Source organism: Brevundimonas sp. Bb-A (assembly GCF_009394735.1).
GTDB lineage: Bacteria > Pseudomonadota > Alphaproteobacteria > Caulobacterales > Caulobacteraceae > Brevundimonas > Brevundimonas aurantiaca.
Genome location: NZ_CP045456.1, coordinates 1265075 through 1283326, shown reverse-complemented (window position 1 = coordinate 1283326; position 18252 = coordinate 1265075). Strand labels below are relative to the sequence as shown.

At 66.8% G+C, this 18252-nt stretch carries 21 protein-coding genes; 14 read left to right on the top strand and 7 right to left on the bottom strand.

Annotated features, from left to right (window positions below; all coding sequences use genetic code 11):
- Positions 1-3 precede the first annotated feature (3 nt).
- Complete coding sequence (locus tag BSP_RS06345; protein ID WP_152949677.1) at positions 4-777, bottom strand: SDR family oxidoreductase; 774 nt, start codon at positions 775-777, stop codon at positions 4-6.
- Between the two features lie 331 nt (positions 778-1108).
- On the opposite strand from BSP_RS06345, the gene BSP_RS06340 reads away from it, so the two are divergent.
- The 6 genes from BSP_RS06340 (at position 1109) to uvrC (ending at position 6820) form a co-directional block, all read left to right on the top strand.
- A complete protein-coding gene (locus tag BSP_RS06340) occupies positions 1109-1645 on the top strand; it encodes a hypothetical protein (protein ID WP_227976059.1) in 537 nt (178 codons plus the stop codon).
- Positions 1642-2754: a hypothetical protein gene (locus BSP_RS06335; RefSeq protein ID WP_152949676.1), complete on the top strand. Its 1113-nt coding sequence runs from the start codon at positions 1642-1644 to the stop codon at positions 2752-2754. The genes BSP_RS06340 and BSP_RS06335 overlap by 4 nt, the downstream gene beginning before the upstream one ends.
- Positions 2755-2878: 124 nt before the next feature.
- A complete protein-coding gene (locus BSP_RS06330; protein WP_152949675.1) occupies positions 2879-3349 on the top strand; it encodes an NUDIX domain-containing protein in 471 nt (156 codons plus the stop codon).
- Positions 3350-3410: 61 nt separating this feature from the next.
- The gene (locus BSP_RS06325; protein ID WP_152949674.1) at positions 3411-4274 is read left to right on the top strand and encodes an alpha/beta hydrolase; all 864 of its coding nucleotides are present in this window, start codon (positions 3411-3413) and stop codon (positions 4272-4274) included.
- 31 nt (positions 4275-4305) lie between these two features.
- The gene (locus tag BSP_RS06320; RefSeq protein WP_054764958.1) at positions 4306-4752 is read left to right on the top strand and encodes a DMT family transporter; all 447 of its coding nucleotides are present in this window, start codon (positions 4306-4308) and stop codon (positions 4750-4752) included.
- Between the two features lie 196 nt (positions 4753-4948).
- Entirely contained in the window at positions 4949-6820 is a 1872-nt protein-coding gene (gene uvrC, locus BSP_RS06315) for an excinuclease ABC subunit UvrC (RefSeq protein ID WP_152951070.1), read from the top strand.
- 7 nt (positions 6821-6827) lie between these two features.
- Here uvrC and BSP_RS06310 read toward each other — a convergent pair whose 3' ends face one another.
- Positions 6828-7682 carry a LysR substrate-binding domain-containing protein gene (locus tag BSP_RS06310; protein ID WP_152949673.1) on the bottom strand — a complete coding sequence of 285 codons (855 nt, stop codon included), beginning with the start codon at positions 7680-7682 and terminating at the stop codon, positions 6828-6830.
- A gap of 95 nt (positions 7683-7777) precedes the next feature.
- Here BSP_RS06310 and BSP_RS06305 point away from each other — a divergent pair, with 95 nt between their 5' ends.
- The 5 genes from BSP_RS06305 to pgsA all read left to right on the top strand — a co-directional run bounded on the left by BSP_RS06305 (position 7778) and on the right by pgsA (position 10901).
- Positions 7778-8752 (top strand): sodium-dependent bicarbonate transport family permease, encoded by a 975-nt coding sequence (locus BSP_RS06305; RefSeq protein WP_152949672.1) that lies wholly within the window; start codon positions 7778-7780, stop codon positions 8750-8752.
- Between the two features lie 95 nt (positions 8753-8847).
- A complete protein-coding gene (locus BSP_RS06300) occupies positions 8848-9474 on the top strand; it encodes a carbonic anhydrase (RefSeq protein ID WP_152949671.1) in 627 nt (208 codons plus the stop codon).
- Positions 9475-9517: 43 nt separating this feature from the next.
- Positions 9518-9805 carry a type II toxin-antitoxin system ParD family antitoxin gene (locus BSP_RS06295; RefSeq protein WP_152949670.1) on the top strand — a complete coding sequence of 96 codons (288 nt, stop codon included), beginning with the start codon at positions 9518-9520 and terminating at the stop codon, positions 9803-9805.
- A complete protein-coding gene (locus BSP_RS06290) occupies positions 9802-10257 on the top strand; it encodes a PIN domain-containing protein (RefSeq protein ID WP_054764952.1) in 456 nt (151 codons plus the stop codon). The genes BSP_RS06295 and BSP_RS06290 overlap by 4 nt, the downstream gene beginning before the upstream one ends.
- On the top strand, positions 10254-10901 hold the full coding sequence (gene pgsA / locus BSP_RS06285; protein WP_152949669.1) for a CDP-diacylglycerol--glycerol-3-phosphate 3-phosphatidyltransferase: 648 nt from the start codon (positions 10254-10256) through the stop codon (positions 10899-10901). The genes BSP_RS06290 and pgsA overlap by 4 nt, the downstream gene beginning before the upstream one ends.
- Here the strand turns inward: pgsA and BSP_RS06280 are convergent.
- The gene (locus tag BSP_RS06280) at positions 10898-11425 is read right to left on the bottom strand and encodes a TIGR02281 family clan AA aspartic protease (protein WP_152949668.1); all 528 of its coding nucleotides are present in this window, start codon (positions 11423-11425) and stop codon (positions 10898-10900) included. The genes pgsA and BSP_RS06280 overlap by 4 nt on opposite strands.
- 88 nt (positions 11426-11513) lie before the next feature.
- Positions 11514-11732 (bottom strand): DUF1289 domain-containing protein, encoded by a 219-nt coding sequence (locus tag BSP_RS06275; protein WP_321208006.1) that lies wholly within the window; start codon positions 11730-11732, stop codon positions 11514-11516.
- A gap of 155 nt (positions 11733-11887) precedes the next feature.
- On the opposite strand from BSP_RS06275, the gene BSP_RS16195 reads away from it, so the two are divergent.
- Positions 11888-12040: a hypothetical protein gene (locus tag BSP_RS16195; RefSeq protein ID WP_007390126.1), complete on the top strand. Its 153-nt coding sequence runs from the start codon at positions 11888-11890 to the stop codon at positions 12038-12040.
- Between the two features lie 114 nt (positions 12041-12154).
- Positions 12155-12952 (top strand): crotonase/enoyl-CoA hydratase family protein, encoded by a 798-nt coding sequence (locus BSP_RS06270; protein ID WP_152949667.1) that lies wholly within the window; start codon positions 12155-12157, stop codon positions 12950-12952.
- Between the two features lie 9 nt (positions 12953-12961).
- Here the strand turns inward: BSP_RS06270 and BSP_RS06265 are convergent, their stop codons facing one another.
- Genes BSP_RS06265 through BSP_RS06255 form a run of 3 tightly spaced genes read right to left on the bottom strand, consistent with a single transcriptional unit; the run spans position 12962 to position 15923 of the window.
- Positions 12962-13975: an HlyD family secretion protein gene (locus BSP_RS06265; protein WP_152949666.1), complete on the bottom strand. Its 1014-nt coding sequence runs from the start codon at positions 13973-13975 to the stop codon at positions 12962-12964.
- Between the two features lie 26 nt (positions 13976-14001).
- Positions 14002-14757 (bottom strand): ABC transporter ATP-binding protein, encoded by a 756-nt coding sequence (locus BSP_RS06260; protein WP_152949665.1) that lies wholly within the window; start codon positions 14755-14757, stop codon positions 14002-14004.
- On the bottom strand, positions 14754-15923 hold the full coding sequence (locus BSP_RS06255; protein ID WP_152949664.1) for an ABC transporter permease: 1170 nt from the start codon (positions 15921-15923) through the stop codon (positions 14754-14756). Before BSP_RS06255 ends, BSP_RS06260 begins: the two co-directional genes overlap by 4 nt.
- A 211-nt stretch (positions 15924-16134) precedes the next feature.
- Here BSP_RS06255 and BSP_RS06250 point away from each other — a divergent pair, with 211 nt between their 5' ends.
- Positions 16135-18222, top strand: a complete 2088-nt coding sequence (locus BSP_RS06250; protein ID WP_152949663.1) for a S46 family peptidase — start codon at positions 16135-16137, stop codon at positions 18220-18222.
- The last annotated feature ends 30 nt before the right edge of the window (positions 18223-18252 follow it).

Sequence of the window (18252 nt, the reverse complement as noted above, 5' to 3'; positions counted from 1 at the left end):
GACCTACTCCTGGATGTCCGGGGTGCGCCAGGCCAGATGCTGGCCCCCATCGACGGCGATCATCTGGCCCGTCACCATTCGCGCGTCAATGAGCCACAGCACGGCCTCGGCCACCGCCTCGGGGCTGCCCGGCGTCTGCAACAGGGTGGCGCGCGCCTCGGCGGCGAATTCCTCGGGGGTCTGATGGATCGACGGCAGGGTCGGCCCCGGCCCCACGCCGTTGACCCGAATGCCCGGCGCCAGGGCCTGGGCCAGGGTCTGGGTCGCCCACCACAGGCCGTTTCTCGACAGGCTGTAGGAGAAGAAGCGCGGATCGGGCTTCAGCACCTTCTGGTCCAGCAGATTGACGATCGCCCCTTCCACCGTCTGGGCGGCGAAGGCCTCGGCCAGAACGATCGGCGCCCGCAGATTGGTCTCCAGATGCTTGTCCCAGCTGTCGCGCGTCAGGCCGCCGATCCGGTCGTCCTCGAACACCGAGGCGTTGTTGACCAGCACCGTGACCGGTCCCAGGGCCTCGGCCGCCGCCGGGACCAGGGCCCGCACCCGCGCCTCGTCCGTCAGATCGGCCTGCAACAGACAGGCGCGCCGCCCCAGGCCGCCGATCGCCTCGGCCAGATCCCGCGCCGCCTCGCCCGAGGCGTGATGATGGATCGCCACATCGAACCCGGCCCTGGCCAGGGTCAGACATATGGCCCGCCCGATCCGCCGCGCCCCGCCCGTGACCAGGGCGACGCCCCGCGCCGCAGAAGCGTCCGAAGCCGCCGGGACTTCAGTCAACCCGACCGAACTCGACCAGGTTCATCAGGGCCATGACGGCGATGAAGCCGAAGATGATGCCGAGAGCCAGCATGGTGATCCTCCTGTTTCCCCAAGGCTTAGAGGCAGGCGGGGCGCGGTTCAAGCGGGGATGGGGGTGGGGGTGGGGGTGGGGGTGGGGGTGGGGTGGGGTGGGGTGGAAGATGCCCCGTAGCCGACACTTGCAAGTACCGCTTCGAGATGGCGCAGGACCTGGACTCAGATGCACTAAGCCGACCCGTTGCCACCGTGACGTCCTATAAATTCCTGGCGTGCACCATCAGACCGTGTAGTCGTTGAGGCGGAGGCGAACATGGCGAATGAGCTGAAGTTTCATGATTTGAGTGCAAGACACTACGGCGTAACCGAGAGCATCTCGGGTGCCTACGCTGAAGCTGCTTGCGTCTGCCTCGACCGCCACCATGCACCAGATGTCGATTTCGCTGTGGAGGACACTGGGAAATCCTCCATCGCCAAGGCTTCGTGGGCTTCGCCAGTTGATGCCCGCGTTTTGTCTGCCTGGAACAACGTCACCGATACGACCGAGAATGGCGCATACGGCCTTGCGCTTGCGGCCGTTGAGTGTTCGCGCGGTCTCGTCGCTATAAGACGCGCAGAAACGCTCACCGGGGCCGACTATTACGTCAACACCCCAGATGCCCCCGTAGATGACTTGGAAGCGAGCTTTCGGCTCGAAGTTTCCGGGATGGAGTCCGGTGATGAGACCGCCATCAAAGCGCGGCTCAGACAGAAGATTGCCCAGACGGAAAAAGGCAAATCCAACCTCCCGGCGCTGGCGTGTGTTGTGGCCTTCCACGCGCTGAAGATTTGCACGGCGGAGGCAGCATGAGCTGGTCCAACGCGCATAGCAAAAGTGAAGCGTTAGCAGCATGCGCGCACCAAGCCGCTCGACAGGGGCGTGCCGATGAAGCGCGCCGGCTCTTCATCGAGGCAGCGGAAGCCGAACAACTGGCTCTGGATCAGATCGGTAGGGACAAACCTCGCACGCTCGGCATTATCGCCATCAGCGCCGCCGCGCTATTTTATAAAGGCGGCGATTTGGCACGAGCGGGTCAAGTCGCCCACAAGATGTCGGCAGAGCCGGCCTTGCCTGCCTTCGCCCATGAGGAGCTCAAAAGTCTATTGCAGGCCATCTGGAACGAGCAGGCCCGAGATGGGTCGGGAATTGAGTTCGCGCCTGGTGAAGTTGTCGTGTCCGTGAAAGGCGGGCAGGTGGTCACCGGCGGCGCTCCGCTGGATCTAATCGTAAGTAAAGTTCAAGATATCCAGAGCATCTATTACCGTACGGTAGAAATGTTGAAGGGGATGCCTCACCGTACGAAGGGGCCGGTTGCGAAGGATATACAAGATAGATACAGGCCATGGCTTTTCCAAACTGTACCAGGTAGTTACCAATTTATTGTTGCCGTGCAAAAACCTCAGCAACATGAGCTTTTTCCTTCTGACAACCCAGAGCCCGAGCTGCTGACTGAAACCTTTTTATCGATCGTCAAAGCGGGTGCAGGCGATGCGGCGACGATGGAACAAATCGTCCCCGATCCTACCTATCGAAAAACTCTCCTCAAGCTTACGCAGAACCTCGCCCCTACGGGCAAAACGTTTGAGGCGATTGCGTTTAGAGGTCCCTCTGACGCATCGAGCGTCGTGCTCACATATGATACCCGCAAGCATATTCGGGACCAGCTTCGGCCGCCACGGGACACGAATGCGCCATCGACCGACGAAGTGATTACTGGTGTTTTGCGGGCGGTTGACTTGGAAAAGGACTGGCTAGAAGTGGTTCGCCCCGAAGGCGACGCCGTGAAAGTGAAGAATGTTGGCGAGGTCGTCGATGATCTCATCGGACCGATGGTCAATCACCGGGTAAATGTCACTGTTCGGAAGTCAGGTCATCCCAAACCAAAATATCAGTTCATCGACATCGAATCCGACGAATAGCGTGACTGACTGATCGCACCCCTGAATCGAGAGAGTCCAGATTTCGCTAGATTTCCACTGTCCGCTTGTGTCGCAGTGCTCCCATGCTCCTATCTAAAGACGAGCGATATCTCTCCTCACCCCCATGACCTGGCGCATCCACGTCGAACCCTTCACCCGTCCCCTCTTCTTCGCCTGGTCGCGCCTCACGCGCGGCAAGACCTTGGGCGTGCGGGCCGTGGCGACGGACGCCGGGGGGCGGGTGCTGCTGGTGCGGCACACCTATCTGAAGGGCTGGTGGTTGCCGGGGGGCGGGGTGGATCGGGGCGAGACGACCCATCAGGCCGTGGCGCGCGAACTGCGTGAGGAGGCCGGGCTGATTGCGCGGTCGGCGCCGCGCCTGGTCTCGATCCATTCCAATGAACGGTTCTTTCCCGGCGATCACGTCGCCGTCTTCCTCATCGACGCCTTCGATCCGGGCGAACCGACCAGCCGCGGCGAGATCGCCGAGGTCGGCTGGTTCCACCCCGCCGCCCTGCCCGCCGACGTCAATCGGGGCTGTCGCGCGCGGCTGGCCGAAATCTTCGACGGCGCCCCGGTTTCCGACCTCTGGTGAGACGGAAACGATCCGCTGATCCGTTTCAGAACGGCCAAGCCTGTTCGGAAAGGATCCTTCTATGCCCGTCTCCCGTCGCCTGGCCCTGATGGGGCTGGCCCTCGGCGCCGTCTTGCCCAATGCTGCTCTGGCCCAAACGCGCGGAGATCGGCGGCGCCGTCGAACGGGGCCGTCCACGGCGACCCCGGCGCCGTCCCAGACCGTCGCCTTCGGCCCCGATCCGCTTCAGGCCTATGACCTCTACGCCGACCGGGGCGCAGGACCGGTCCTGATGTTCGTCCACGGCGGCGGTTGGTCGCGGGGCGAGCGGACGCGGGTCAATGAGCTGCCGGCCTATGCCCGCCGCCACGGCCTGACCCTGGCCTCGACCGGCTATCGACTGGCGCCCGCCGTCAGCGCCCGCGAGTCGGCCATGGACGTCGCCGCCGCCGTCGCCGACCTGAAACGCCGCCTGCCCGGCCGGCCGCTCTATCTGATGGGCCATTCGGCCGGGGCGCATCTGGCCGCCCTGGTCGGGATCGACCCCGACTATCTGGGCGCCGTCGGGCTGAGGCCGTCGGATCTGGCGGGGGTGATCCTGCTGGACGGCGCCGGCTATGACGCCACGGCGCCGCGCGGGGACGGCCGCATCGACCAGTGGCTGGGCCAGACCTATGACCAGGCTTTCGGCGATCAGGCCGCCGCCCTGTCGCCCACCCTGCGCGTCCGCCCCGGCGTCGCCTATCCGCCCTTTCTGATCTTCCACGTCGCCCGGCGTCAGGATTCGGCCGTCCAGAGCCGGGGCCTGGCCGAGGCCCTGACCCGCGCCGGCGGCCGCGCCGATGTCGTTCCCGCCCCCGACGACAGCCATATGACCATCAATCGCGGCTTCGGCGCCGCCGGCGATCCGGAGGGCGAACGCGCCGCCCGCTTCATCTCGGGCTAACAAAAGGCCGGCGACGTGCTAGCCAAGGCCCATGAACCCGTCTCTGTTCGCCATCCTCGTCGTCGTCCTGGCCGGGGGCGCCACCGCCCTTCAAGCGCCGACCAACGCCAAGCTGGCGACCGCCGTGGCCTCGCCGGTGAATGCGGCCTTCATCTCCTTCGCCGTGGGCACGACGGTGCTGGGCATCCTCGCCGCCCTGATGCAGACCCGGCCCGACATGGCCGCCGCCCGCGCCCTGCCCTGGTACGCCTGGCTTGGCGGGGTCTACGGCGCCTGTTTCGTGGTGGCCGCCGCCTGGGGCGTGCCGCGCCTGGGGGTGGCCATGACCATCACCCTGATGGTCGGGGGCCAACTGCTGCTCAGTTTGATCCTGGATCATTTCGGCGCCCTGGGGGTGCCGCGCCAGCCGCTGAACCTGGGCCGGATCGCCGGTGTGGGCCTGGTTCTGGCCGGCGTCCTTCTGGTTCGCCGCTCGTAAATCCAGACCCTCTCCCGCTTGCGGGAGAGGCAGCGCGTCGATCGCGCAGCGATCCAGCGACGGAGAGGGAAGTCTTCTTCCCTGAAGTGAAACTCCCCCATCGTCAGCCGTCTCGCTACACTCGACGAGCTGACACTTCCCCCGCAAGCGGGGGAAGGACATGCGCCGCCTCGCGCGAAGCCCTATATCCATCCCGATGACCGAGGAGACGCTCGATTCGACCTTGAAGGCCGCCGCCCTGATCGCCGACGAGGCGCGTCGGGCGCCCGACAAGCCGGGCGTCTATCGCATGTATGGCGAGGACGGCTCGTGCTTGTATGTCGGCAAGGCCAAGTCGCTGAAGAAGCGGATCGTCCAGTACGCCCAGGGAAGGTTCCACACCCAGCGGATCGGCCTGATGGTCTCGCTCACCCGGTCGATGGAGCTGGTGGTCACCGCCACCGAGACCGAAGCCCTGCTGCTGGAATCCAACTTCATCAAGAAGCTGAAGCCGCGCTTCAACGTCGTGTTGCGCGACGACAAGTCCTTCGCCGAACTGATGATCCGCAGCGACCACCGCGCCCCCCAGATCCGCAAGCATCGCGGCGCCCACACCACGCCGGGCCAGTATTTCGGGCCCTTCGCCTCGACCTGGGCGGTGAACCGGACCCTGAACACCCTGCAGAAGGCCTTCCTGCTGCGCTCATGCTCCGACAGCGTCTACGAGACCCGCACCCGCCCCTGTATGCTGCACCAGATCAAGCGCTGCTCGGCGCCCTGCACCGGCCTGATCTCGCTTGAGGACTATGGCGAATTGGTCACCGAGGCCGAAGCCTTCCTGCGCGGCAAGTCACGGGCCGTCATCAGTCGCCTGTCGCAGGAGATGCAGGCCGCGTCCGACGCCATGGACTTCGAACAGGCCGCCCGGGTCCGCGACCGCATCCGCGCCCTGTCCGCCATCTCGATGGAGAACTCCGTCAGCGCCGACAGCGTGGCCGAGGGCGACGTCTTCGCCCTGCACACCGACGGCGGCCAGGCCTGCGTCCAGGTCTTCTTCTATCGCGCCGGCCAGAACTGGGGCGGGCGCGCCTATTTCCCGCGCGTGGACAAGACCGACACCGATCCCGAAATCCTGGCCGCCTTCCTGGGCCAGTTCTACGAGGACAAGCCGATCCCGCGCCTGATCCTGTCCAACGTCCGGCCGCACGAGCTGGAGCTGCTGGAAGAAGCCTTTTCGATGAAGGCGGACCGAAAGGTCGAGATCGCCAAACCCCAGCGCGGCGAGAAGCTGGCCCTGGTCGACCATGCCCTGACCAACGCCAGGGAGGCTCTGGGCCGCCGCCTGGCCGAAAGCTCGGCCCAGGGCAAGATCCTCGACGAGGTGTGCGAGGCCTTCGGCCTGGAGGCCCGGCCCGAGCGGATCGAGGTCTATGACAACGCCCATATCCAGGGAACCAATGCGGTGGGCGGCATGATCGTGGCCGGCCCCGAAGGCTTCCAGAAGTCCCAGTACCGCAAGTTCAACATCCGGGGCGAGGATCTGACGCCCGGCGACGACTACGGCATGATGCGCGAAGTCATGCGCCGCCGCTTCGCCCGTCTGGTCAAGGACGAAGAGGAGGGCGAGGAAGTTGTGCGCCCGGACCTGCTGCTGATTGACGGCGGCGCGGGCCAGCTGGCCGAGGTTCTGGCCGTCATGGCCGACCTGGGCCTGGACGACATCGCCGTGGTGGGGGTCGCCAAGGGACCGGATCGCGACGCGGGGATGGAGAAGTTCTTCATGCCCGGCAAGCCGCCCTTCATGCTGCCGCTGAAGTCCCCGGCCCTCTATTATCTCCAGCGGCTGCGCGACGAGGCCCACCGTTTCGCCAACGGCGCCCACGCCAAGCGCCGCTCGATGGACATCCGCAGGAATCCGCTGGACGAGATCGAAGGGGTCGGCCCGGGCCGCAAGAAGGCCCTGCTCCACGCCTTCGGCTCGGCCAAGGGCGTCGGCCGCGCCTCCGTCGCCGACCTGGTCAAAGTGGACGGCGTCAGCCAGGCCCTGGCCGAACGCATCTACGCCTTCTTCCATCCCCAGGCGCGGTGATTCAGGGCTAGGCGCGATCCGGCGCACGCTCCAGGCTTCGAAACACCTCCTGCGCCAGCAGCTTGGCGGGACCGCCCGAGCCGCGCGCCGACACCAGGGCGATCTCGCTGTCGTGCAGGGCGGGCAGGGTCTTCACCACCGCCAGATCGCGCGGCGCCATGGCGGCCGGCAGAACTCCGACGCCCAGCCCCGCCCGTAGCGCCGCCATCTGACCGGCAAGACTGGGCGAGGTGAAGGACGCCCGGAATCCGATCCCCGCCGTCTCCAACGCCTGTAGCGCGCGCTTGCGATAGATGTCCGGCGCAGGCGCGATGATCAGGGGCAGCGGCGAGGCCTCCGCGACCGAGGCGTCTTGGGCCACCCAGACCAGCGGCTCGCTCCACACCTTCAGCCCCAGGTCGGCGCCCCCGGCCTCGCGCTTGACCAGGGCCAGGTCCAGCAGTCCGCGCGACAGCTGATCCAGCAGATTGGCGGTATAGTCGCATGTCACCGACAGCCGGATGCGCGGATGGCTGCGCGCGAAGGCCCCCAGTATGCCCGGCAGATGAACCGTGGCGATGTCTTCCGGCGCCCCGAACCGCACCTCGCCCTCGGGCTCGCCGTCGCTCAGCGTGGCGATGATTTCGTCGTTCAGCTTCAACAGCCGCCGCGCCTGGGGCAGCAGGGCCGCCCCCTCGGTGGTCAGCCCCACCCTGGCGCCGCCCCGGTCCAGCAGCGGCGCCCCGAGCTGCTGCTCCAGCCGCCGCATCTGCAAGCTGACGGCCGGCTGGGTCAGGCCGCGTTGCTGGGCCGCCCGGGTGAAGCTGTGGGTTTCGACCACCGTCACGAAGGTCCGCAGCAGATCGATGTCGAGACTGGTCATGCCATAACTGTTCGTTATGTCGCACATCAAGTCAATAAACTGGCGCGTCTGGCGCGGGGCGGGCAAAGGGCCCGCCACTGAGTTTTGGAGCCCCCATGCCCGATATCGCCGCCGGTCTCGGACTGCTGTCCTCGCCCGCCATCCTGTTCTTCTTCGTGGGCGCGGCTGCGGCCTTCGCCCGGTCCGACCTGTCCATACCGGAGCAGGTCGCCAAGGCGATCTCCCTTTATCTGATGCTGTGCATCGGCTTTCGCGGGGGTGTGGAAGCGCGCGAGGCTGGGCTTCAGGGCGACTTTCTGACAGCCGGGGCTCTGGGATTGGCGCTCAGCGCCCTCATGCCGCTCCTGGCCTTCATCCTGCTGCGGTGGACGTCGCGACTGGATCGTCCGACCCTGTGCGCCCTCGCGGCCACCTACGGATCGGTGTCGGTGGTGACCTTCGCCGCCGGTCAGCAGCATCTGACCGCCCTGGGCCTGGCGCCCGGCGGCTATATGGCGGCGGTGCTGGCCCTGATGGAGACGCCGGCGATCCTGACCGCCCTGGTCCTGATGCACGGCGCCGGTCGCGAGCCGTCGACCGGCCGGGGCGTCGTCCTGCGCGAAGTTCTGGTCGGAGCGGCGACGGTGATGCTGCTGGGCAGCTTCCTGGTCGGCCTCATTTCAGGCGAGGCGGGGCTGAAGAAGCTGGACCTGTTCGTCAATCCGCTGTTCCAGGGCGCCCTGTGCTTCTTCCTGCTGGACCTGGGTCTGACCGCCGCGCGCAGCCTGATGACGGATCGGCGCAAGCTGACCTGGCCGGTGATCGGTTTCGCCCTATGCTTCCCCGTCCTGTCGGCAGGCGTCGCCCTGGCCCTGGGACGACTGGCGGGTCTTGGACTCGGCGACGCAGCCATGCTGGCCGTCCTTGCGGGCTCGGCCTCCTACATCGCCGTGCCCGCCGCCATGCGGGTCGCGGCGCCCAAGGCCGATCCCGGCGTCTTCGTCACGGCCTCCCTGGCCGTGACCTTTCCCTTCAACCTCGTGATCGGCATCGCCCTCTATACGGCGGCCGCAGTCTGGCTGTGGGCCTAGACGCCTCACCGAAGGGGTGCGGAACCGGAGAGGCGACGGCGATTTTCCCGTTTTCACCTCTCCCCCGCCCCGAGATTGGGTCCTATACCCGCCCCATGTCCGATCCGTCCAAAGACCCTCTCCTGTCAGGCTACCGCCGCTTCCGCGCCGAACACTGGCCCGAGGCGCACGCCGAGTACGAAACCCTGGCCGAAAAGGGCCAGAAGCCGCACACCCTGATCGTCGCCTGTTCCGACAGCCGCGCCGACCCGGCCCTGATCTTCGACGCCAAGCCGGGCGAGTTGTTCGTCGTCCGCAACGTCGCCAATCTGGTTCCGCCCTATGAACCGGACGGCAAGCTGCACGGGGTTTCTGCGGCCCTGGAGTTCGGGGTCAAGGTTCTGGGCGTCAAACGCATAGTCGTCATGGGCCACGCCCACTGCGGCGGGGTCAACGCCATGATCAACGGCGCGCCCGACGTCGTCGCCGACTTCGTGGCCCCCTGGATCGCCCAGGGGACGCCGGTGGTTCAGCACGTCGCCGAAACCGTCGCGCCGAACGAACTGGAGCGCGCCGCCGAAGAGGCCGTGGTGCGTCTGTCGATCCGAAACCTGCGCACCTTTCCCTGGATCGCCGAGCGTGAAGCCAAGGGCGAACTGGAGCTCAGCGGGCTTCATTTCGGAATCGCCGACGGCGTCCTGACCGCCCTCACCGACAAGGCGAGGTTCGAGCCGTTGGGTTGAAGACCGCCTTCCCCGGCTCACCTATTCTTGTTATGTTCACCCCATGGCCACCAACGTCCACCTGACCCCGGAACTGGAGCAGTTCGCTCGAGATCGTGTGAACACAGGCCGCTATGCCAGTATGAGCGAAGTGGTTCGCGACGGTCTGCGCCTTCTGCAGGATCAGGAAGTGGCGCGTCAAAGCGCGGAAGCTGCTCGACGGGAAGAACTGGCCCGGCAGCAGGAAGAAAGCGCGCGCCGTCAGCTGGCGTTCAAGGCCATGTTGGACCGGTGGAGCGCCATGCCCTCGATCGACATAGGCCCCTGGACCCGCGAAGAGCTGTACGATTGAGGATCGCCCTCGATACGAACGTCATCGTCTACGCTGAAGGGCTCAACGGTCCCGCACGACGCGCTGCGGGCAGACGACTGATCGACCGGCTTCATGCGGATCATGAGCTCATTGTCGCCGCCCAATGCCTGGGAGAGTTGCACCGCGTGCTGACCGGCAAGGCGCGAATGACACCCGCAATGGCGTCGGAGATCGCGGACAGTTGGCGACGCCTCGCAATCGTGCCCGCGACCAGCGAAGCCGTCGTCTTCTCGGCCTTTGAACTAGTCGCCACCCACCCGCACCAGATCTGGGACGCCATCATCCTATGCGCTGCCGCCGAAGCCGGCTGCGGCCTTCTGCTTTCCGAAGACATGCAGGACGGCTTCGTCTATCGAGGCGTCACCGTCGCCAATCCGTTCGCGGAGACGCTTCACCCCCTGCTCGCGTCCCTGCTGGAGATCCCGTCATGACCGCGCCCGCCCTCCGCGCCAATCCGATCCCCAACATCCTGACGGGCATCCGCCTGTTCGCCGGGGTGGTGATGTTCGCCATGCTGGCCGGCGCCGCGCCGGGGGCGCTGGACGCCTGGCTGTCGCCCGAGACCCAGCTGAAGTTCGGCCTGTGGGCCTTCTGGATCTTCGTCATCGCCGCCTCGACCGACTGGGTCGACGGCTTTTTGGCCCGGCGCTGGAACTCGACCACCCGCTGGGGCGCCATTCTGGACCCGATCGCGGACAAGGTCCTGATCACCGGGGCCATCCTGGGGGTGCTGGCGTCCGGCTCCCTGCCGGGCATCGCCCTGCCCTGCGGCCTGATTCTGTTCCGGGAGTTCGCGGTCTCGGCCCTGCGCGAGACCATGGCCGGCCGGATCGAACTGCCCGTCACACTGGCCGCCAAGTGGAAGACGACGGTCCAGATGGTGGCGCTGGCGGCCCTGCAACTGACCCTGCTGTGGGACGCCTTCGGCCTTCAGAACGAGGACGGCTCGCCCCTGTCCTGGCAGCCGGCCTTCGAATCCTTCGCCGTCTTCCTGATCTGGTTCGCCGCCGTCATCACCCTGTGGACCGGCTGGCAGTATTTCCGCGAAGCTCGGCGTCAGATGCAGGATCTTTAGGGCCTCAGCGTCAGTCCCGCAGGCGTCGCCTCAAAGGCCGACAGCCGCCCCAGATAGCTCATGCCCAACAGGGAATAGGCCAGCCCCTCTTCGACCACCAGGGCCTGGACTCGCTCCACCCGCGCGCCTGCGACCGACACCGCCGCCAGTTCGACGGGCGCGGCGCGGGCCAGGCCCGAGGCGGTCTGCACCCGCCCCGTAAAGGCGTCCGGCGCCGGATCGACGCCCAACCGTCGCGCATCGGCCCGCGTCAGGGCCACCACGCTGGCGCCCGTGTCGATCAGAACCCGCACGGCCCGGCCCTCGATGGTCGCCTGCGCCCAGTAGTGACCGTCCGGCCCCTTCACCACCTGGGTCGCGGTCCCAGAAGCCGGGGCGGGCGCGACGACGAGGCGTTCCGGCCGGGCCGCCGCCGCCAGGGCGGGGGCGCCGCCGTCCAGGTGACGGATCGCCAGGGCCGTCGCGAACGAGGCCGCCAGAGAGGCGCCCAGGACGACGACAGACTGAAGATCGATACGGATCATGCCCTTTCAATAACCGTCGCCCGTTGGGATGCGGTGAAGCGACGTGGCTGACGAAGTCTTAAACGCCCATCCCCCCGACCCCGCCCCCTCAGCCCAGTTTGGCGGGGTCGATCCGGCCGCGCCGCGACGGCAGTTCCGCCATGATCCGCGTCCGCTCTTCCTCCCCCAGGGCGCGCCAGCCGGCGATCTCCTTCAGGGTTCGAAAGCAGCCCAGACACAGGCCGCTTTCACCGTCGATGGCGCAGACCATGACGCACGGCGTGGCGATCGCCTTCGGCGGAAGCCGGGGCGGGCTGGGCGCGCTCAACGCGACATCTTCATAAAAATTGCTCCGGTTACTGACTTAAAAATTTGCATTTTGGACGGAGATGGCTATCTTGGTCATCGACGCGAAACGACTGATGGTGAGATCCCTAGGTACGACGCGTCTCTTTTCATCGTTCTGCGAAAGGAGACGCCAAGATGAACGATAAGGAGCGCAACCTCCAACACGCCATGATGTCCTTCGCCCTGTGGGGCGGGATGCTGGTCAACAGTCGGCACATGCCGTCTAACTCGGGACGGGCGGCCAGCCATCCGTCCAACTTCGTACCCTATACGCCCAAGAAACGCTGACGGCTTCGCGAGCCGGACGTGCAGGAGCCCCGGTCCCGACCGGGGCTTTTGCAATTCCGACCTTGCCTGACGCGACGGCGGCGGACGATGAGAGGGGAACAAGGGAGACGACCCATGGGGCTGATTGCCGAAACCCGCCAGGGCGCGGTGCTGATCTGGACGCTGGACCGTGAGGCGCGGCTGAACGCCCTGCCCGACCTGGGCGACGGCGACGAATTCGCTGAGGCCTGCGCCCGCGCCAACGCCGACATGACGGTCAAATGCGTCGTCCTGACCGGGGCGGGGCGGGCCTTTTCGGCCGGGGGCGATCTGACCGCCATGCGCGACCGGCGCGACCTGTTCGAAGGCTCGGGCGCGGAGATCCGCACCCGCTATCGCCGCGTCGTCCACCGGATCGTCCGCAGCCTCTATGATCTGGAGATTCCGCTGGTCTCGGCCGTCAACGGCCCGGCCATGGGCCTGGGCTGCGGCATCGCCGCCACAGCCGACATCCGCATCGCCTCGGACCGGGCCAGCTTCGGCGTGCCGTTTCTGAAGCTGGGCATCATTCCCGGCGACGGCGGGGCCTGGCGGCTGCCGCGCGACGTCGGCTACGCCCGCGCCGCTGAAATGCTGTTCACCGGGCGCAGCATCGACGCCGAGACGGCCGAGCGCTGGGGTCTGGTCAACCGCGTGGTTCCCCACGACCGGCTGATGGACGAGGCCCTGATCACCGCCGGTGAAATCGCCGCCCAGCCGGCCCAGGCCCTGCGCATGGCCAAGACCCTGATGCGCCAGGGCCGCGACCAGACCTTCGAACAGATCCTGGAGCTGTCGGCCGCCATGCAGGCCCTGGCCCATATGACCGACGACCATCAGGAAGGCGTCGCCGCCGTGCTGGAAAAGCGGCCGGCGGATTTCACCGGCCGCTGATGCGGTCCCTTACTTCTGTCCCGCCGCGCGCATGGCCTGGGCGGGACCGACGCCGGCGGCGACCGGACGGGCGACGCCGGCCTTCTGACCGGGCTTCATGAACTTCACCAGGACGCGCTGGCCGATCAGGAAGGGGGTGTCGTCGGCCGAGACCACGACCTCGACCACCCGTTCGTCGGTGCGGGCCGAAGGGTCCTCGGATTGCAGCTGGCGGGCGCCGAAGACGGCGGCGCGGCGCAGGACGCGGCCCACCGAAATCTTGGTGGGATCGCCTTCGGGCGTCAGCTCGACCTCCTGGCCGACGGTGACGTTGGGCAGGTCGGCCTCGACGATCTCGGCGCGGACGATGCGGTCGGTCTCGGGCTCCAGGTCGAACATGGCCGTGACGTTCAGGGTCGAGGCGCCGGCGCCCGGCTGGGCGTAGCGGCGGGCGATGCGGCCGTTCATCGGGGCGCGAATCACCGTCAGCTCCTGATTATAGCGGGCCTCGTCCAGGCGGGACTGGGCGGTCTGGACGGCCGCGTTCTGGGACGCCATTCGGGCCTCGGCCTGGGCGATCTGATCGCGGGCCTGGTCCAGACGCTGGGCGGCGACGAAATTGGTCGCGGCCAGTTTCGACAGCCGCTCATATTCGCGGCGGGCCGTCGCCAGCTCCACCCGCGTCATGCCCAGCTGGGCGCGCGCCTCGGACACCGCAGCCGCCGCGCTCTGGGCCGCCAGACGGGTCTCGTCGTCTTCCTGGCGGGCCAGGATCTGGCCGGCGACGACCTTGTCGCCCTCATTGACGAAGACTTCGCGGACCACGCCGCCGCGACGGGCGGCGACCTTGATCACCCCGCCCTCGACGTCGGCCTTGCCGTTGGCGATGGCGGCGTAGGGGCTGTCGATCTTCTGGGCGGCGGCCTTTTCGACCTCGGCCTTCTTGGCCGCGCCGGCCTTGCTGAAGGCCATGAAGCCGACGACGAGGACGACGATCAGGATCAGGCCGATCCAGAGCCATTTGTTTTTGAGAAAGGCGGGCATGACGGTTCAGTCCGTTCGAAAAGAGCTTAGTGGGACGCCAGCTGGGCGTCGGGATCAGGGGTGCGGCGTTGATCGTCCAGGATCTTGCCGTCTTCGATGTGGATGACCCGGTCCGCCCAGGCTTCCAGGCGCGGGTCGTGGGTCACGCAGATCACGGCGGCGCCGTGTTCGGTGGCGGCCCGGCGCAGCAGTCGAATGACCACCTGGCCGTTCTCGCCGTCCAGGGCCGAGGTGGGTTCGTCGGCGAACAGGATCTGCGGGTTCTTGGCCAGGGCGCGGGCGATGGCGACGCGCTGCTTCTCGCCGCCCGACAGGGCGCTGGGCCGCTGGTTCAAGCGATGGCCCAGGCCGACCTCCTCTAGGGCGGTGGTGGCGCGCTTCTTGGCCTCCGACGGCGACAGGCCCTGATATTTCAGCACCGTCATCACCTGTTGCAGCGCCGTCAGCGACGGAAACAGGTTGAAGCCCTGAAAGATGAAGCCGCAGTGATCCAGCCGGAACTTGTCGATCCGGCCCGAGCCGTATTTCCACAGGTCGTCGACGTCCAGAATATCGACCCGCCCCTCTTCAGGCTTCAGCAGGCCGGACAGATTGGCGATCAGGGTCGACTTGCCCGAGCCGGACGGCCCCATGACCATGGTCAGGTCGCCGTGGCGCGCGTCGAAATCGACGCCCTTCAGCACCTCGACCCAGCTGCGGCCCGTTTTGAACCGCTTGACCAGACCCTTGGCCTCGATGGCGAAATCGCCGTGCTTGCCGTGGACTTTGGTATGAACGCTCATCGCAGCAGGTCCGCAGGCTGGCTCTTCTTCAGGACGCCCAGCGACAGGAAGCCGGACAGCAGGGCGATCACCACCAGCATGGCCGAGACCATCATCACCATGGTGGGCGGGAAGGACATGGTCAGGCCCGAACCCGCGGCCAGCAGGCTGACGGCCCAGGTCAGGGCGAAGGCCGCCAGAACCCCGGCGATCCCGACCCAGAAGCTGAGTTCCAGCACGATCCGCCGCAGCGACCCCATAGACACGCCCAGAGCCCGCAGAGAGGCGAACTCCTTGATGTTCGCCATGATGGCGCCGCGCAGCGTCTGCCAGGTGATGGCGACCCCGATCAGAATGCCCAGGAACAGCGAGAAGCCCAGCATGATGGCGATGAAGCTCTCCTTCATCATCGCCCCCTCGTTGGCCTTGGCCAGGTCCTGGCGCGTCCAGGCCTTGAACTGGCCGTTGGAGATGGCGTTCAGCTGCGCCACCACGATTGGGGCGCGCGAGGGATCCTTGATCTGGACCATCAGCGGCCCGACCCGTTCGCCGGTATTGGCCTCGCCCAGCATCCGCAGGGTGTCGCGTGACATGACGACCGTGGCCTGCATCATATTGGGATAGCCTTGGGTCACGGCCGCGACCCGCACGGTCTTGCCGTTATAGGTGGCCTGGTCGCCCAGTTTGACGCCCAGCCGTCCTAGGGCGGTCTGGTCCACCGCCACCGCATAGGGCTGGCGCAGGGCCTCGACCAGATCGTCGGAATAGTCGACGGGCACCGTCACCGCGCCGGGCATGGCGTCGATGGTGGTGACGTTGACGAACTCCATCTTCTTGGCGCCGGGGGCGGCGGGCTCGGCGCCCGGCTCCTTGTCCTTGACGATGTTCTGCCAACGCCCGCCGGACCCGTCCAAGTCGGCGACGGCCAAGACCTCGGGGTGCTGATAGACCACCGGCATGATGCGCCGCGGCACGCCCGAGGGGCCGCCGTTGAACAGGGCCGTGGCCCCGGGGCTCAGGATCATGATGTCGGCGCGGGCGCGGTCGATCTGGGCCGTAAAGGCCTTGCCGATCCCCATGAACATGCCGACCTGGGCCAGCACCAGCAGGCCCGAAAAGGCGAGCGCCACAATGGCGGCCATGTAGCGGCGCCACTCGTAGAGCAAGGTTGATAATGCAAGCGACATGGTCGTCGATAAACCCCCGGTATGGGGTCTATCTGACCGGCGCGTGCCTCAGCGCCAAGTTAAATCGGGGTAAGGCTTCGCATCGGCGCGATTGCGAGGGACTGATCGCCGGGCTATCGGCGTCTGGCTCTTGGCGGCGTCGATGAAACGGCGCTAGTTACAAGATAACAGGCGGATCAGCCCGGTCCCGCACTCTGGAGGAAGTTTCCAAATGTCCCTGCCGTCCCTTCGTCTCACCGCCTCGCTGGCCGCCCTGGGCGCCGCGACCGTCGTCCTGTCCGCGCCTGCGACCCCCGCCAAGGCCGATGAGGGCATGTGGACCTTCGACAACTTCCCCATCGCCACGGTGAACCAGAAGTACGGCACGAACCTCGACCAGGCCTGGCTGGATCGGGTGCGCAACGCCGCCGTGCGTCTGCAGGGCTGTTCGGCTTCGCTGGTTTCGGGCGAAGGCCTGATCCTGACCAACCACCACTGCGTCGTCAGCTGCGTTCAGGACCTGTCGGACGCCCAGAACGACTACGTCAAGAACGGCTGGATGCCGGCGACCCGCGAAGAAGAGAAGAAATGCCCCGGCCAGACGGCCGAGATCCTGACCGACATCACCGACGTCACCGACCGCGTCACCGCCGCCGGCGCCGGGCTTGAGGGCGCCGCCTTCGTGCGCGCCCGCGCGGCCGAGATCGACAAGATTCAAAAAGAAGTCTGCGGCGACGATCAGAAGCTGACCTGCCAGGTGATCAGCCTCTATCGCGGGGGTCAGTACAAGCTCTACAAGTTCCGCAAGTACGAGGATGTGCGTCTGGTCTTCGCGCCCGAGTTCCAGGCGGCCTTCTTCGGCGGCGATCCGGACAATTTCAACTTCCCGCGCTACGCCCTGGATGCGGCCTTCCTGCGCGCCTACGAGGACGGCAAGCCGGTCTCCACGCCGAACCACCTGACGTGGAACCCCAATGCGCCCAAGGAAGGCGACGTCACCTTCGTCGCCGGCAACCCCGGTTCGACCTCGCGCCTGTTGACCATGGCCCAGCTGGAGGTCCTGCGCGATCAGCAGCTGCCGATCACCCTGATCCAGACCTCGGAACTGCGCGGTCGCCTGCTGGAATATGCGACCACCAGCGAAGAGGCCAAGCGGGTCTCGGTCGATCCGATCTTCGGCCTGGAGAACAGCTTCAAGGTCTATTACGGCCAGCAGGGCGCCCTGACCGACCCCGCCTTCATGGCCAAGAAGCGCGCTGAGGAGCAGGAGCTGCGCCAGCGCGTCGCGGCCGACCCCGCCCTGGCCCAACGGATCGGCGACCCCTGGGCCGAGCTGGAGCGCGCCGCCGCCGCCCAGCGCGACCTTTACCTGCCTTATCGCCAGCTGGAATCGGGTCCGCGCTCGCAGCTGTACAGCTACGCCAAGGCCATCGTCCGCGCCGCCAAGGAGCGGGCCAAGCCTGCGGCCGAACGCCGCGCCGGCTATTCCGAGGCGGACATCGCCGCCCTGGGCCGCCGCCTGGCGCAGGACGCCCCGATCTCCGACGACATCGAGAAGATTCAGATGTCGTTCTGGCTGTCCAAGACCCGCGAATATCTGACGGTGGACAATCCCAGCGTTAAAGCCCTGCTGGGCAAGGAAAGTCCCGAGCAGATCGCTGAGCGCACCGTCGAGGGCACCCGCCTGGCCGATCCGGCCTTCCGCGCCGAAGCCTTGGCCATGACGCCGGAACAGCTGGCCGCCTCGGGCGATCCGATGATCCAGTTCGTTCTGGCCAATGACGACGCCGCCCAGGCCGTCCGCACCCAGTGGGAAGCGGCCGTGTCCGGCCCGACCAGCCGCGCCGCCGAAAAGATCGCCCAGGCCCGGTTCGCGGTCTACGGAACCAACCTCTATCCCGACGCCACCTTCTCCCTGCGCCTCTCCTACGGCCAGGTTAAGGGCTGGACCTATCGCGGCGTGACGGTGGAGCCCTTCACCTATATCGGCGGTCTGTACGAGCGGAATACGGGCGCCGAGCCCTTCAACGCGGCCGAGGACTGGCTGGCGGCCGAGGGCAAGGTGAACAAGTCGACCGTCTATGACTTCGTCTCGACCAACGACATCATCGGCGGCAACTCCGGCTCGCCCGTCATCAACGCCAAGGGTGAAGTCATCGGCGCCGCCTTCGACGGCAACATCCACTCGCTGGGCGGCAGCTTCGGCTATGACGGCGAGCTGAACCGCACCGTCACCGTCTCGACCGCCGCCATCACCGAGGCGCTGCGCACCGTCTACAACCAGCCGCGCCTGCTGCGCGAACTGGGCGTGCGGCGGTAAGGCCGGGTCATAAAGTCTCCTCCCCGCTTT